At 38.8% G+C, this 16,438-nt stretch carries 11 protein-coding genes; 3 read left to right on the forward strand and 8 right to left on the reverse strand.

What is annotated here, in order from left to right; all coding sequences use genetic code 11:
* Nucleotides 1-74 precede the first annotated feature (74 nt).
* Entirely contained in the window at nt 75-1,364 is a 1,290-nt protein-coding gene (locus tag HXT39_RS03675) for a uracil-xanthine permease family protein (RefSeq protein ID WP_004119362.1), read from the reverse strand.
* A 339-nt stretch (nt 1,365-1,703) separates the two neighbouring features.
* A complete protein-coding gene (locus HXT39_RS03680) occupies nt 1,704-2,069 on the reverse strand; it encodes a DUF488 domain-containing protein (protein WP_012914086.1) in 366 nt (121 codons plus the stop codon).
* A 221-nt stretch (nt 2,070-2,290) separates the two neighbouring features.
* Between HXT39_RS03680 and HXT39_RS03685 the strand changes: the two genes are divergently transcribed.
* Nucleotides 2,291-3,352, forward strand: a complete 1,062-nt coding sequence (locus HXT39_RS03685; protein ID WP_033888753.1) for a YeiH family protein — start codon at nt 2,291-2,293, stop codon at nt 3,350-3,352.
* Nucleotides 3,353-3,454: 102 nt separating this feature from the next.
* Here the strand turns inward: HXT39_RS03685 and HXT39_RS03690 are convergent, their stop codons facing one another.
* The 4 genes from HXT39_RS03690 to HXT39_RS03705 form a co-directional block, all read right to left on the reverse strand.
* Nucleotides 3,455-4,240 (reverse strand): L,D-transpeptidase, encoded by a 786-nt coding sequence (locus tag HXT39_RS03690; RefSeq protein WP_103013989.1) that lies wholly within the window; start codon nt 4,238-4,240, stop codon nt 3,455-3,457.
* A 147-nt stretch (nt 4,241-4,387) separates the two neighbouring features.
* Entirely contained in the window at nt 4,388-5,476 is a 1,089-nt protein-coding gene (ychF, locus tag HXT39_RS03695) for a redox-regulated ATPase YchF (protein ID WP_004111381.1), read from the reverse strand.
* A gap of 54 nt (nt 5,477-5,530) precedes the next feature.
* Nucleotides 5,531-6,334: a pyrroline-5-carboxylate reductase gene (gene proC / locus HXT39_RS03700; RefSeq protein ID WP_064621611.1), complete on the reverse strand. Its 804-nt coding sequence runs from the start codon at nt 6,332-6,334 to the stop codon at nt 5,531-5,533.
* A 126-nt stretch (nt 6,335-6,460) separates the two neighbouring features.
* Complete coding sequence (locus HXT39_RS03705) at nt 6,461-7,843, reverse strand: alpha/beta fold hydrolase (RefSeq protein ID WP_064621612.1); 1,383 nt, start codon at nt 7,841-7,843, stop codon at nt 6,461-6,463.
* 117 nt (nt 7,844-7,960) lie between these two features.
* Here HXT39_RS03705 and HXT39_RS03710 point away from each other — a divergent pair, with 117 nt between their 5' ends.
* Both HXT39_RS03710 and HXT39_RS03715 read left to right on the forward strand, forming a co-directional pair.
* Nucleotides 7,961-10,510: a sensor histidine kinase gene (locus HXT39_RS03710; RefSeq protein WP_076002791.1), complete on the forward strand. Its 2,550-nt coding sequence runs from the start codon at nt 7,961-7,963 to the stop codon at nt 10,508-10,510.
* A gap of 12 nt (nt 10,511-10,522) precedes the next feature.
* Entirely contained in the window at nt 10,523-11,308 is a 786-nt protein-coding gene (locus tag HXT39_RS03715; RefSeq protein ID WP_012914080.1) for a response regulator, read from the forward strand.
* Nucleotides 11,309-11,389: 81 nt separating this feature from the next.
* On the opposite strand, the gene HXT39_RS03720 is transcribed toward HXT39_RS03715, so the two are convergent.
* Together HXT39_RS03720 and HXT39_RS03725 are read right to left on the reverse strand one after the other, a co-directional pair.
* Nucleotides 11,390-13,357, reverse strand: coding sequence for an ATPase (locus tag HXT39_RS03720; RefSeq protein ID WP_103013988.1), 1,968 nt, complete (start codon nt 13,355-13,357; stop codon nt 11,390-11,392).
* 384 nt (nt 13,358-13,741) lie between these two features.
* Nucleotides 13,742-16,435, reverse strand: coding sequence for an ABC transporter permease (locus HXT39_RS03725; protein ID WP_103013987.1), 2,694 nt, complete (start codon nt 16,433-16,435; stop codon nt 13,742-13,744).
* Nucleotides 16,436-16,438: the final 3 nt, after the last annotated feature.

Raw genomic sequence — 16,438 nt, forward strand, 5'->3', positions numbered from 1 at the left:
TACAAAAAGCGCACTCGCAAGTTAATGCGAACGCGCTTAAAGCGATTAAATTAAATCAAATTGGAGTATTTAAGCTAGGCAACATCAGGATCATCTTTAGCAATCGTACCAGTAAGCTTTCCAATAGCCTTCAGTAAGTGGTATACAACCAACACCACAACGGTTCCGATTGCAATACCGTTGAACTGAATTCCAGAAATAGCAAACTGGAAGTTAGCAATACCAATAATCATAACGATTGCAGCAATCATAATATTCACTGGCTTATCGAAGTTAACTTTGTTTTCTACCCAGATTCTTACGCCAATCATGCCAATCATGCCGTAAAGCAAAGTGGTCACGCCACCAAGAACACCAGCTGGGATTGAATTTACAACAGCGCCAAACTTTGGGCAAAGGCTCAATATAAAAGCAAAAGCTGCAGCACACCAATAAGCTGCAGTAGAATAAACCTTTGTTGCAGCCATAACACCGATATTTTCACCGTACGTGGTGGTACCACAGCCGCCAAATAAACCAGCAATAGCTGTACCAAAACCATCTGCGAATAATGCAGTTCCAATCTTAGAGTCATAGTCGCGACCAGTCATTTGAGCTACAGACTTTACGTGACCAACATTTTCTGCAATGAGAACAAGTACTACCGGCAAGAACATAAGTAGAACAGAGAAATCAACTTGTGGCGTGTGGAATTTAGGAAAACCAATCCAAGAAGCTTCTTCAATCTTTTTAAAATCGACTTGACCTTGGAAGCATGCATAAGCGTAACCAACGAGAACACCTAAAAGAATATTTAAACGACCAAGAAGACCGCGAAATACTACAGCAATAAGCATTACAGCAACTAATGTCACAAGAGCTGTATCTGGAGCTTTCTGGAAGTTAGTCCAAACTGCAGGTCCTAAATTAAAACCAATAATTGCAACGATTGCACCGTTTACGACAGGTGGCATAATAATGTCAATCCACTTAGCTCCTGCAAAATGTACAAGCACACCTATAAGAGCAAGAAGCAAACCTGTGCACATAATGCCAAAGCTTGCAACTGCAATACCTTTATGAGCTGTTGTTACAGCCATAACAGGTGCTATAAGACCAAAAGAGCTTCCCAGATAACTAGGAAGCTTATTTGCGTTAATAAGTAAGAACAGTGCTGTAGAAATAGCAGTGAACATCAATGTTGTTGATGGATCAAAGCCCGTAAGAATAGGCACCAAGAACGTAGCACCAAACATTGCAATAACATGCTGAGCACCAATTCCAGCAGTACGAGTCCAAGTTAAACGCTCGTCTGGCTCTACAACTTCACCAGGCTTTAACGTTTTGCCATTACCGTGAAGCTGCCACGTGAATAATGAATTCATTTCTTCTCCTTGCAAAAACAAGCTATGCAAAATGTTGTGTAAAACAAGTGTCGCTAAAAAAACAAGCACTCATTGAGCGCTGGGATGGCAGCTTCTGGGAGGTCCATTGCACCACCGACCCATATGCCAAAGGGACATTCTAATGTCGCAAAACGAAAGTGTCGAGCATAAGAAAAAAATTACAGTTTTGTTTTTTATTTTTGTTGGAATATCAAGCAAGGTCGGCGTGTTGAAAAGAATGCAACGAACACCAACTAAAGTTGATACTTACTAACTTATGTTTATAAAATAATTAAAGTTAGGCAAAGTTAAACAATCGCAAAATTAGTAAACACATACTCAAGCAAGTAATTTTTGTAAATATTCTTGCAAAACTAATGCGTGATTTACTTTTGGATTTTTTGCAGCATACAACAAAGTTATAGTTTGATACTTATTAAACAAATCCATAATCACACCAACAGCTTCATGATTTGAATCAAGTTCTTCAACATAACGATGTGAAAATTCTTCAAAATGCTCCGGGTCATGATTAAACCACTTGCGTAACTGCGAAGTAGGAGCAATATCTTTAAGCCATTTATCAATATGAGCATATTCTTTGCTTATACCACGCGGCCAAAGTCTATCAACCAAGACTCTCACACCATCATCTTCACTAATCGTTTCATACACACGCTTAATCTTCACAGTGCACTTGTTCATAAAATCTCCTTTATACGTTTACCATAATCGCAGCTTTATTTATTTTTTCAAGGAATTATTTACTAGCAAAAGATATCTGCGATATAAATTGAGTTATTATGTTCGATTATGTGATTTTATGTCGGCGTGTCGCGTTTATTTGCAGCAAAATTATATAAAATTTGCTTAATTTTTTTAATTTATGTTCGTTTTTGTCCGATTATGGGAGAATACTTGGCTAAATGGTTAATTTCTTTGATACATGGAAAAAGAAAATCTGCACCATCGATATGGCTCTTATTGCTGTATTGACACTTCTAGCTTCCTTTATTGGCAGCTGGCTTAAGCAGTACCCAGGTTTCCAATTACTTGGTGCTCTTATTATTGCGTTGCTTGTTGGCATGGCTCTGCAGCTGCCATTGCACGTGTACAAAATGAATAATGATTCAAGGCGAGCAGGCGTTAAAAGCGCTGCTGGTTTGATTGCAAACAAACTTCTTCGCCTAGGTATTATTCTCCTCGGATTTAAGCTGAATTTGCATGATTTGTTTACCAAGGGCATTAAATGCTTGCCTATTGCAGCTGTGTTAGTTGCAATAATGGTTTGCGTAACTTATAACATTGCTAAACTCTTGAAAGTAAATCCTCAGCTTGCAATGCTTACAGCAGGAGGCACAAGTATTTGTGGAGCTGCTGCAGTTATGGGTCTTTCTGGCTCAATGCCAGTTCTTCCAGAAGAGGAAGATGAGAAAGAACAGAACGAAGTTATGGCTGTTGCAACAGTTGCAATTATGGGCACTATTTACGCTCTTGCTGAAATTTTCATCCTGCCTAACTTTGGCATGACTAAGCAGCAGCTTGGCATTACAGCAGGTGCATCACTTCACGAAATTGCACATGCTGTTGCAGCTGGCGGAGCGTTCAATAGTATCGATGTTGCAACAATCATGAAGCTCTCGCGAGTTCTTATGCTCGTTCCAGCCTCCATCTTTATTGCAATTTGGTGGAATGCTCGTCATAGCAAAGTTGAAAATGGCGGAAAGCATAAGATTAGCTTCCCATGGTTTATGCTTGGCTTTATTGCAGCATCTGTTATTGGAACTTACGTTCCTTTCGTAGCGGCACACGCATCAACTCTTGTAGAAGCAGGATACGTTTTCCTTGGCATGGCTATGGCTGCACTTGGAATTAACGTAAACTTCCGAGCTATTTTCAAGCAAGGTCGCGCAGCATTTGCAGCAAGCTTCCTAGCTTCTATTGTTTTAGTTGCTTTGGCTTATGCAGCTGCAGTACTGTTCTTCTAAATAAAACATTACAGAATAGTTTTGCTTAACAAATGAGGGTCTTCGTTTGAAGATCCTCATTTTATATTCTCGATAATTTATTTTCGCGTATTCTTGAAAAATCTATCTAATATGCACAGCCGTTCCATCAGGAATATTTTTATAAAACCATTTGGCATCCGCAACACTTAAACGCACACAACCATGCGAAGCAGGCTTACCAAGTTTCATGCCCTCCGACGGAATATATTCACCAAAGTTGTAGCGCGTTGGAACCGAATGGAATAAGTATTCTCCACCAATAAAACCAACCCAATAATCAGCACCAACTTTTTCCTCATGATTAAAGAAATGTTTTCCGCGCATATTAATGTGATAATCACCATGAGGAGTGGAATCACCCATTCCAGAACTCATAATCATTGTATATACAGTTTTACCATTGGCAAGAATATGCACTCGTTGCTTTTTTAAGTCCACATTAACTTTTAAGTCAGAAACTTTAACCCCTGAAAGATTTGGATATTCACCACCAGTAGGATGTTTCCAAAAAACATGATTAACCGTTGATTTATCTAACTTTTGTTTGCAATATTTATCGAAATATTTTTCAAACGACTTATTCTCAGCAACCTCATTGTCTTTATTACCAAGATTGTCACTATAAGCATTTTTTTCGCGCTGAATTAATACAGAATTCTGCAATTTTGCGCTGTATCTAGACGAGTAAGAAACCATATTAACAGTTTCGAAAATAATAAAGCACAACCATGCAATCAGCAAAGAAGCTAATAAAACAGAAGACGTAATACGAGCAGCTTTAGAGCTTCTCCTCCACCAGTTGCGCATTTTCGCAGCAATGCGAATGCACTTTTTAATGTCATTCATTATGTTACGAATAAACTGCATTATGTCTCCTATATAAATGCAAAAGCGTTGCATCCAATAGTTTAGCAGGAAATTATTAGATGCAACGCGCAAAAAGCAATATTTTTTCACTTATTAATTCAGCAATATTAAATATGAATCATACTGCTTTTATTTTCGCAAACAATCTCATACGTTGAACTTAAATTCAACAATATCGCCGTCTTGCATAACATAATCACGGCCTTCAAGACGAAGCTTGCCTTCCTCTTTAATTTTGACCATAGATCCTTCAGCAGCAACAAAATCATCATATGACACAATTTCTGCCTTAATAAATCCACGCTCAAAATCAGTGTGAATCACACCAGCAGCTTGTGGAGCAGTCCAGCCTTTATGAATCTGCCAGGCGTGAACTTCCTTAACACCGGCAGTTAAATAGGTTTGAAGACCTAAAATATCGAATCCTACGCGAGCAAGCTGATCCAAACCAGATTCCTTCAAACCAGCATCTTCAAGCATTTCACGAGCATCTGCTTCGTCGAGCTCAGTAAGTTCGGACTCAAATTGAGCATTAAGGAATATTGCTTTTGCAGGAGCGACAGATGCAGAAAGTTTAGACTTTAAATCTTCATCAGCCAACTCCGAATCATCCACGTTAAACACGTAAATAAATGGCTTAGCAGTTAGCAAGTGCAAATCATACACGTCGTTTTTATCAATAAGCTTTTCGTTATGAGCCTGGTCAATAGTTTTGCCAGATTCAAGAATTTCCTTAGCTTTATTTACAGCGTCTACGTATTCTTGCGTAACTTTCTTACCGCGCAAATCTTTTTCAAGCTTTGGCAAAGCATTATCAATAGTTTGCATATCGGCAAGAATTAGCTCAGTATTAATCGTGTCAATATCGTCAGCAGGATCTACTTTTCCGTTAACATGCACAATATCGTCGTCATTAAACGCGCGAACAACTTCGCAAATAGCGTCTGCTTCGCGAATATTAGCAAGGAACTTATTGCCCAAGCCTTCACCCTCGGAGGCACCCTTAACAATTCCTGCAATATCAACGAAAGTAACTGTTGCTGGAACAATCTTTTCAGTATTAACTAATTTAGCTAAAACTGGAAGACGATAATCCGGAAGCGGAACAATACCAGTATTAGGCTCAATAGTTGCAAACGGATAATTCTCCGCCAAAACGTTGTTGCGGGTTAAAGCATTAAACATAGTGGACTTACCAACGTTTGGCAATCCAACAATTCCAATAGTTAAAGACATATTTACCTAGTTTAGACCAGCGCCGGGAAAGCCGACACAACTTGATTTTATTTACTATTTATTTTCAATAGCATCAACTGCAGCAATCACATCTCCCCTAAATCCGCGAGATTCTAGCTCAGCAACGCCACGAATAGTTGTTCCTCCAGGAGAGCACACTGCATCTTTCATAATCCCTGGATGAGTGCGCGAATCCATATATAACGCACCTACTCCTTCAATCATTTTTGCAGCCAAACGGTAAGCACAATCACGTTGCAAACCATATTTCACACCAGCATCGCCCAATGCTTCCATATACATTGCTGTAAAAGCTGGAGCACAGCTAGAAATACACATTGCAATATTCATATGATCACTATTCACTCGCTCTACCAAAGAAATTGGCTCAAATAAAGCACTAAACATTGAAAGTTGACTATCACTAAGCGTATGAGTAGTTTCAGCTAAAGTCACGCCTTGGCAGACCGCAATAGGAGTATTCGGAATAATGCACTGAACATGAGCATTCTTGCCAAGCAGTTCCATGTAACGCTCAAGCGTCCAACCGGCTGCAACGGAAATAACAGCAATACCTCGTTCATTAATAACTTCACAAATTGGCTTAAGCACTTCAGCAACCTGATACGGCTTTACAGCAATAATAATCACATCACTTGCTTCACACACTTCTTGAGCAGTACGCATAGCGCGAGCGCCAATTAGTGAAGTATTACGCTCGAGTTTTTCAAAATTATGCGCGCACGCAACAATATTTTCACCTTGCAATACTCCTGCATTCAGCGCACCTTTAGCGATTGCTTGTGCCATATTGCCATAGCCTATAAAACCAACAGTTCCAGATACACAAGTACCCATACATGACTCCCTTTAGCGCATTGATAAAACAGTAGTGCACTCATTACTAAGCAAACAGATGTATAGCATAGCAAAGAGTGCACTATAATCATTGCGCATATTAAAATTATTACCTTTGTATACGGCTTATCTCTTGTAAATTCCCTCTAAATCACCGCGATTTAAAGCCTCATCAAATAGATGACGGAAAACAATGTTTCCATGCAAACCATCATGCTCAAACTCATTCGTTGTCCAATAATGGGAGTTTGCAATACGAGAAAGCGTATCTAACTGAAGACCAGAATCAACATACATGTCATCAAAGTAGACTGCAGACTGTAGTGAAACTTCATTATTAGCAAGCTGCTCTTGATCATAAATCTTGCCAAACTGCTTGTCGCTCATTAAGCAGTCAACTGCTGGCAAGAATGGCTGCAAAGCTTTTTCTTGATCAAACATCCAAGGAAACATAGCTTCGCCCGTAAAAAGAAGCGGACGTGCAGAACCAGAAAACTCTGGCATAGTTTCTCGAACCTGTTGAGCAGCCCACAAAATTGGGTGTTCCAATTCACCGTCAGCATAAATAAATTCTTGCAGCGGCCAATAAAGTGGACTAGAAGCTGTAGAGTCCATGACACCGTAAACAAACTCGTCGCTTAAACTACCAGCAACAGAACCGCCAGCGTGTTTGAAAGCTTTAAGCGAACCGTCACCGTCAGAAAAAGCGGAATCAAGAAGCCAGTGCACTCGCTCAAAACTTGGTTTCATACCAAAGGAAGAGCCCAACATTTGGAATCGTTCAACCGTAAGTTTTTCGCCATTTGGAAGCATAACGTCTCCTTGAGCAATACGGTCTGCAATAGCAGCGGCGCGAGCCACATCCTGCGGATAACGCTCATAGAATTGCTCTGTTTTGCGAGCCATACGCGGGAACGTGTGTTCGTAAACTTCACGCGCATTCGCCGGAACATGAGGAATACCGCCGGTTGTGAAGCTTGCAATTAATCCTTGCGGGAACAGTGACAAATATGTAAGCGTAAGGAAACCGCCGTAGCTTTGTCCCAAAGACACCCACGGCTTCGCATCAAACTCAGTAAGTCGCAAATGCTCAAAATCGCGAATAATTGAATCAGCTAAGAAACGCTTCAAATACCATGCTTGACGCTCAACACTAACGCCGTCATCCAACATACGCTTCATGGTTGAAGCATCTACCCTTGAGGAACGTCCAACACCGCGCTGATCCGGCAAAACTACGCGAAAATGCTTAATAGCCTCTTGAATCCAACCATCGCTAGAAGGTGAAAGCGGACGTGGGCACTGCCCGCCTGGGCCTCCTTGCAAGAACACAAGCAGCGGCAAATCGTCATGCACATGCTCAGGAGCGCAAACTACTCTGCAGAATAAGCGAATAGTCTCACCTTTGATAGCACCACCCGGAGTGTTACCCTCCCAATCAAGCGGCACATCAATCGCTCGTTCTTCAATATGCAATCCCGGAACATAATAGCTTGTAAGCAATGCCATCTTGCCATCCCTTTCTTTATTTTCGTGCTACATTGCAACTATCAATTACACACTCTATTTATAAATCATACTCAAGTTTGATTGTTCTATAAAGTACTATGCACTAGCCTAGTAAATATGAAAATATCTCACACGTTTAACAGTTGCATACAACGCTTACGCACTGAACTTACGCTAAACGATATATTGTGGGGTATTATTCCGTTTATTCTTTTTATGCTTTCAAGCGATCGCTACGTTATAAGCAACGTTGATGGCTTTTTGACTCAAGGTTCGCTTATTACAGTAACGCTTATCAATATTGTTGTTGCATTACTACTTTCAGTCCGAAAACTATGGCCTGAACAATCGGCTACTATTTTTATTGTTATTTGCATTGTGCAAGTAGCATTTGGCTCTACTCAACTTTTCGCTGATTTCTTTGGTTTCGTGCTACTTGTTAATGCTATTGCGCGCGGAAATCCAGAACATTCAAAAGCTTTTGTTATTGCAGCTTACGTAACAACAGTATTATCTTGCGCAATAATATCGTGGAATATCGTAATGGGGCCAATATATGGCAACAATCATTCAAAAGCTAGTTACACTTGTAGTGTACAAAATATAAATAGTAGTAACATAAAAAATTGCGTTTCAAATATACTTAATTTTGCAATTCCTTCAATAATTTTTGCGATTATTATTACTACTATTACGGTTATTATTGGCTACTGGCAGCGCACTCACGTGCATACTATTCAACTTTTGCAAGATCACAATAATTCTATTCGCGCGTACCGCCGAAAAGCTCAACACATTGCTGTTACTGCAGAACGCGCAAGAATTGCAAGAGATATGCACGATATTGTTGCCCACACGCTTTCTATTATTATTGTGCAAGCAGATGGTGGTCGTTATGCAGCAACCAAAGATATTTCGCTTGCTAAAAAAACAATGCATATTATTAAAAATGAAGCCGAGCGAGCCGTTCACGATATGCGCCGACTTCTAGAAGCTTTAACAGACGCTCCATCGGGTCAATTGGACTTCAATCACGTGCCTTCTCTTATTGAGCAAGCAAAAATTGCATCTCCTAAAAATATTTTTTGGCACACTGTTGATGGCATAAATTCTCAAAATAGGCTTAACGCGGACGCACAAACCGTTGCATACCGCGTTGTTCAGGAGTCTCTTACTAATATTCGAAAGCATGCAGGAGATGGCATTAAAATAAACATTCACGAACAGTGGAAGAACCAAGGCTTAACACTAAAAATTACAAATGAAATAAACAAGCTAGAAGCTAATCAAGAGCAAAATAGCGGTGCGCCACATAAAAACGGTTATGGTTTGATTGGCATGAAAGAGCGAATTGAAAATCTTCACGGAACGCTTGATTATGGAAAAATGAATGATGGAACGTTTAGTATTGTTGCTTTTATTCCATATTCCTACAGCGCAGACCAGTCAAACAGTACTGCTTCTGTATTAAATAGTATTCATAACGTTACTCATAAGAATGCAAAAGTTAATAATCAAGCAGAAGCACAAACAAAACCGGAAAATGCAAACGTTTCAACATCATCGGAAGTTTTGACAAACGTTTTGCCATACGTTTTACCAGAAGCAAATACTTCAAAAAATAGGATTGAGAAAGTATCACAATGGTTTGAACAACATTGGCTTATTGGAGACATTATTTATGCATCACCTTGGGTTGTTATGATGCTCTTTCTGCCAACCTACGATTTTATTGTTGGAGTTGGAATGTCTTCACAATATTCCAACTCGCTTTCATTACAAATACTTTATAAAGTATTTACTCTTACAACCATGGTGCCATTCATGTTTCGCAGAAAAGCTCCAACCGCATGCGCAATTGTTGCAGCAGTATTTTCTGCAATACAGCTTATACTCTTGCCGAATATTTTATTCGCTAATTTTTTCATACCAAATATTATTTACGCTGCTGTGCTCTACGGTAAAAAACGCGCATGGCAATGGGTTAGCGCAGTAGTGCTTGCCGAATCTGCTATTTTCGCCGTAAAAATTGGTATTTCATCAAAAAATATTCCACAAACTGAAACTCCAATACGATTCTTTACATCAAATATTGCCACAACCAATTTTTATGACTTTATGCAATTTGCGTCCGTTGGATTAGTTTTTGGTTTTATAGTTGCGTTAATTTGTTTTGCGGCCATTGCATTTGCTTATTCCCGCAGAAACGATGACAATAATTTGCTGATTCTAAAAGCGCGCAGAACAGAATTAGAGCAAGAGCAAAAACAGCTAGAAGTACTTGCAGCTAACGCAGAAAGGCAACGACTTAGCTCAAATATTCAGCAAAAAGTTGCTATTACATTGCATAAAGTAATCGATGCCGCAAATAGCGGAATTGATATGCTAAATAAATACGAAAAAACAAATAGCAATGCAGAAAATCGAAAGTTATCAGAACCAAAGCAATCACAGGAACAAAGTGAAGAAATTAGTAAAGCCTTTAAAAATATTGGAGATGAAGGTCGTTCGGCACTGAAATATATGCGAAAATTGCTTGGAGTTTTGCGAGAAACAGGTTCAAGCGTTCATTCAGCAAATAATGCTGCGAATGTAACTGAGATTGCTATTCGCCCTGCTGCCCCACTTGATGAGCAAATTCAACACAACGCATTAAATAAGCAATAGTAAGTTGATACTATGGAAAATATGGAAAACAATGAAGTAATTCGCGTTGCAATAGCAGACGATCAGGAGCTTGTGCGAGCAGGATTTGCGATGGTAATAAATTCGCAGCAAGATATGCACGTTGTATCTCAGACTTCTAATGGATCACAAATTGTGGAGCTTTCTAAAAGCCAAAATCCAGACATTATTCTTATGGACGTTCGCATGCCTGTAATGGACGGATTGGAAGCAACTCGCAAAATTCTGCAGCAAAAAACTAACGAAAATACTAAAATTATTATTCTAACAACTTTTGATTTAGACGAATATGTTATGGCTGCAATTCATGCTGGTGCTTCCGGGTTCCTTTTGAAAGATACTGAACCTGAAACTTTGCTTAATTCAATACGAACAGTGTATCAAGGAAACGCAATTATTGCTCCGACTGCTACGAAGCGTTTGATTGAAAATATGATTCAGCAAGGCAAAGTAGCAACAAATACTACAGAAAACAGTGCTGCGAATTACACTGCGAATTACGCTGCACAAGAAAGTTACGATGTACAAGCAAATCCGGCTGCGCAAGCAACACAAAGCTGCGCGTACACAAATTCAGCTATTACAGAACTTACTGATAGAGAACGCGAAGTTCTTGTTGAAATTGCTCACGGACTTTCAAATCAGGAAATTGCTGACAAACTATTTATTAGTTTGCCAACAGTTAAAACTCATGTTGCGCATATTTTAGGAAAAATCGGTGCTCGAGACCGCGTGCAGGCTGTAGTTTTCGCTTATGAAAATGGCTTAGTTAAGCCGTAAGCATATAAATCTGCGGCTATTTATGCATAGACACAAATAGCCGCAAATTTAGATTATCAACGTACCGAGTAGTTTTTTAATTTATGCTCTCGGAAGGCGACGGTGACGCATAACAGTAACGCCGGCAGCAGCAGCTCCAGAAATAGTTAGCACACCCAAAACACCCAACATTATATTGCTAAGCATATTGCCAGAAGACTTGTTCTCGGCTGTAGCACTAGCTTGAGTTTTTGGCTTTTCGCTTACTGTATCCGAAATCTTTTCGTCAGTTTCGTTAGCAGGACGATCCTGAACATCATCATTTTCGGCAGTTTCAGTACTTTCTGCAGTTTTAGCGTTTTCTTTAGCCACATTAGATTCAGAAGTCTTTGCAGAAGGCTTTGCAGATTCAACAGTCTTGCTTTCAACAGGCTTTGACTGCTTATCTGCAGCATCTTCAGAAACAATATCCTTTACTGCAACAGTACGAACAGGATTAGAAGACTGAGCTGCAGGCTGCTCCTGAGAAATATTCTCATTCTGTTTCTGTTCTTCAACAGCAGTTACCGGAGGAACATAGCTTTCACTAGAAGAAGAGGTTTCTTTAGTCGCACTTGAAGGCGCTTCAGAAGGAGTTTTAGAAGAAGTTCCAGAATGCTTTACAGAAGGCGCTCCCGAAGTTTCTACATCAGAAGGAGTAGAAACTTTAGGATGCATAGAAGAATCAGCATTATCTTTTGAATTTACAGAAGATTGCGGATTATTAGGAGCAATTCTTCTTTCAGAATCATTAGATTGTGTTTGAGAATCAGAATTATTTCTTTTAGGAACAGGTGAAGTAGAGTCACTTTCAGAGCTCTTCTTCTTTTCCGATTGAGAAGCTTTCAAAGCGTCAAGTTCAGCTAATGCAAGACTATGCTGATTCTTAAGATCATTCAAAGTATCTTCTAAATTCTTCTTTGCTTTTTCATTGTCTACTTTTTGAACTTGGAAATTTTTTAGAAGATCTTTAAGTACAGCAATATTTGTTCGCAAACCTTCAATCTTTTTATTTCTTTCAGATTCATTATTAGAAAGCTCATAACTGTTGATATCTACTTCTATTGCAGAAAGCTCTTCTTTAATGTTTTCAATAGAACTAGTCTTATCATTCAAATCTTTAAGCTTATCTTCTGTATCTTGTTTTGCAATGTCTAAATCTTGCTTAATACTTTCAAGCTGCTTAGATTGTTCTTCGAACGACTTTACAGCTTCATTAAACTTAGGCTCAAGCTGAGTTAAAGAAGAATTCATATCGCTAAGCTTAAGTTTCTTTACACCAATTTCCTGATTTAAAGAATTAAACTCTTTGTCAGCATTTTCAAGATTAGAACGCAATTTATCAAAATCTGCATTATCTTGATGCTCTGCATCTTCCAATGCTTTCGCATCTTCATCTACTTTAGCACTAAGTTTTAGCAGAGCAGCTCTATCCTTTTCTATTTCTTCAGAAAGAACTTTAATGTCTGAATTAAGATTCTGCATCTTATTCTCATAGTTTTTATATATTTTCTCGTATGAATCTTTCTTAGAAGATTCTTCACTCTCAAGAGAAATAAGAGAATCTAATTCATTTTTTGATTTTTCATAATTATCTTTAGACTGTTCTTTCTGAATCTCAAGACTTTTAAGTTCTACTTCTTTTAGCTGCTTTTTCTTCTTAAGATCTTTTAGAACAGCTTGTGCTTGAGCTAAATCAGTTCCAATAACTTTATTTATTCCATCAAGTTCTTTTTCTTTTTTAGCAATACCTTTTGTAAAAGTATTAATATTCTCTATAGTCTTATTTAACTTATTTACTACATCTTCAAGTTTTTTAGTTTGCTCATCAATTTTAGACTTTAATTCTTCAATGTTATGCTCAACTTGCAATAATTTATTTTCAGTAGATGCTTTTGCAGTCACCTCTGTTTGAGCTTGCGTATTTTGTACAACCTCAGCAGCTTCTTGCGCCCATGCTGGCATTGGACCTTGCAGGAACAAAACAAATCCTGCGATTGCTGCGGCAGATTTTTTCTTGACCGTTACCATATTTGTTACTCCTTGCTCGTAGCGGCCTTCATGTCTAACTTATGTCAGCAGTCATTTTGAGCATAACAAAGAAATAAATACATTTTCAATGCCATTTATTCGGAATATTTCCGATAAAACTTGTCATGATGAATAATAATCGTATTATTTTTGAATATTACTAATAAAAAATGCTCTTTTTTTTACATAATATTATGCTAGTCGCATAATTATACGCACGTTTCAATAAAAAAATAATAACAATATTACAAATTTTTTCAGAGTGTCGAAAAAGCCTAAGAAAAAGATAATGCCGATAAGTAAAATTTACATACCGGCACTATCTCTATTTTTTCTGCAACTTAGCTTCTACAGACTATCTTTTCACATATGTTCTTACGAAATTTAGTCCTCCGCGAGCGCAACTACTGGCGAAGACTTTACTGCCCTATGAGCTGGAAGCACGCTGGAAAGAAGCGCTGCAAGCAAAGCGATGAGAGCAAGAACCGCGTAAATAGTCCAATCAACTACAAACGGAACTTTGCCAATTACGCTAAATACCATGTAGGATCCAATCCAACCAAATGCTGTTCCAATAACCAATCCAGAAACAGTGCTTGTTAAGGAAATTAACGTTGCCTCCAACGCAAGAGACCTTCTAACCTGACCCCTTGTCATGCCTATTGCACGCAAAGTTGCAGATTCTTTGGTTCGCTCAATAACAGACAAGCTTAATGTGTTTGCAACGCCTATTAAAGCAATCACAACAGCTACTGCTATTAAGCCAACAAGCGCCATCATCATTGCGTCGATAGTACTCTCCCACTTTGCTCGCTCAAACACGCTTCCAGTAGACACAACCTCCGCATAACTAGATGTAACATTTCGAATGTTTTTAGCAATATCTACAAGATTAGCTTTGCTAGAGTCTACCGAAATGAGCAAAATATGCGTTGTAGGCTTAAGGTAGTTATTGAAGTAGGATTTGCTCACAAAAGCAGTATTATTTGAATACACACCAACATTTCGATACTTCTTAAACTGAACTTGCTTTACAGTAATGCTCTTATCGTTATTACTAGAGTCTGTATTCATGCCAGTAAATGGCGTAATATTATCACTGTCTGTTTCACCAGAACTGTACTTTTCTACATAAGCCTGCAGATTAAGACTTCCTTTTTTAAGATCAAAAGGCTCTCCACCTTCATCATTAAACTTAGGCAAAAGCACAGAATCTTTGTTTATATTAACGCCATCAAGGTCAGTGTGCATTACATTTCTAAGTTGATTTACATTATCAACTCCAGCTGCCATAGCGTACTCAGTTTTGCCCTTAGCGTTCTTAAAAGTCATAGGAACTGCAGGAAGCAACTCAGTATGCTTTATTCCACTAATCTTTGAAATGTCGGCAGCTAAAGATTCATCAACATTCTTGCCTTGAATAATAATGTCAACACTGTAACGGTCATCAACAACACCTTTAAGAGTTGCTTTACCGCACATTGCGCCAGTTACTACTGTTGAAACAAGCGTTACTCCAATAAGCAAAGCTGTTCCAGTTGCTGCAACTCTTCTAGGGTTTCGTTGCACGTTTGCGTTAGCAACTTTAGAAGCAGGCCCACAAAGTGCCATAACTGCGCCAGTTGCCTTCATAGCAAACGGCATCCAGAATGTTGCTGTAATAATAATTCCAATAAACACAAGCGCGCATCCAAAAACTGCTCCAATCAAAGTCCTCCAAGAGTCAGCACCAGCATTAGGTGACTGCTGAGCAATCATGCTTGCCAAAGAAGTAGAACTTAAAGCCGTAAATAAAATACCTACAACAATAAATAGAACGCCAAAAACAGCGCGAATAATGCTTGCACGCTTATCTTTCATCAAATCCATTGGTCGCAACGCTTCCATAGGCGTTACTTTTGTAGCAGATCGCGCAGCACCCATAGATGCAAGAACTGTTACAATCGCGCCAATTACTATTGGCCACACAATCGCCGGAAGTGAAACAATCAAAGGAATTTTAGATAATGGTCCAGAATTAATATTCACGTTACTAATTGCGCCCATAAATCCGATTGCGCAAAGCACGCCAATAGCCGCAGAAATAACTCCAAGTATTGCAGCTTCAAGCAAAACTGCTGTATAAAGCTGATGCGATTGTGCACCGATTACGCGCAAAAGCGCAAGAGTGCGTCTGCGTTGAGCAACCAGCACTTGGAATGTGTTTGCTATAACAAGCGAAGAAATAAGCAACGCTAGAACACCAAACGATAGCAAGAACATAGTCACAAAATTTGTGCCGTTTGACACACTTCGAACAGCTCTTACACCAACTTCGTGCCTAGACATAAGAGAAAATTGCTCTGGAAGCAAAGCATTAATCTTAGGAGATAAATCGTTTATTTTAGATTCATCAATACTCATGTACACTTTGCTTTGCACAACTTGATTGTCAAAATTTTTAAGATTGTTGAGTTTTGCACAAAAATCATTCGTTATGCCACCAAGATACGTGCCGCGATTTGAAATTGGTATTTGAGAATGTTCTCCATCGTCAACAAGACCAACCACACGAACATCGTATGATTTTTCTTTATTTCCGCCAGCTTCATCTACTTTAACCAAGGTTATAGTATCGCCAATATTTGCATGTATGGATTTAGCAATACTTTTAATAAGCGTAATTTCGCCTATTTTTTGCGGATCTCTACCTTCTGTTGATTTATACACAGGAAGATTTCCATACAAACCACTAGACCAAGCAATACTTGTAACTGATTTATCACCTTTTTCTACTCCTACAAGCGCAGTCGCATCGTTACTGCGAATACCGTTGACACCAGGCATCTTCGATATTTTGTCTAAATGAAGGTCTTTATAATGAATTTCACTACTCGGAGAGCTGTTAGGATTTTTAAATGATATTGCATAATTTGCGCTACGGAATTCTTCCGTTGCATTGCGAACCATCAAGTCGTCAACACTATTTACAAAAAGCAAAGTAGCGCTCATAAACATGCTGCCTATAAGAATTGCAATTCCAGAGGCGATTAGCATGCGTACACTTTTACGCATAAGTTTTAGTGCGATTTTCCACATTCT

This window comes from Gardnerella sp. DNF01159, assembly GCF_049244215.1.
GTDB classification, from domain to species: Bacteria; Actinomycetota; Actinomycetes; order Actinomycetales; family Bifidobacteriaceae; genus Bifidobacterium; species Bifidobacterium swidsinskii.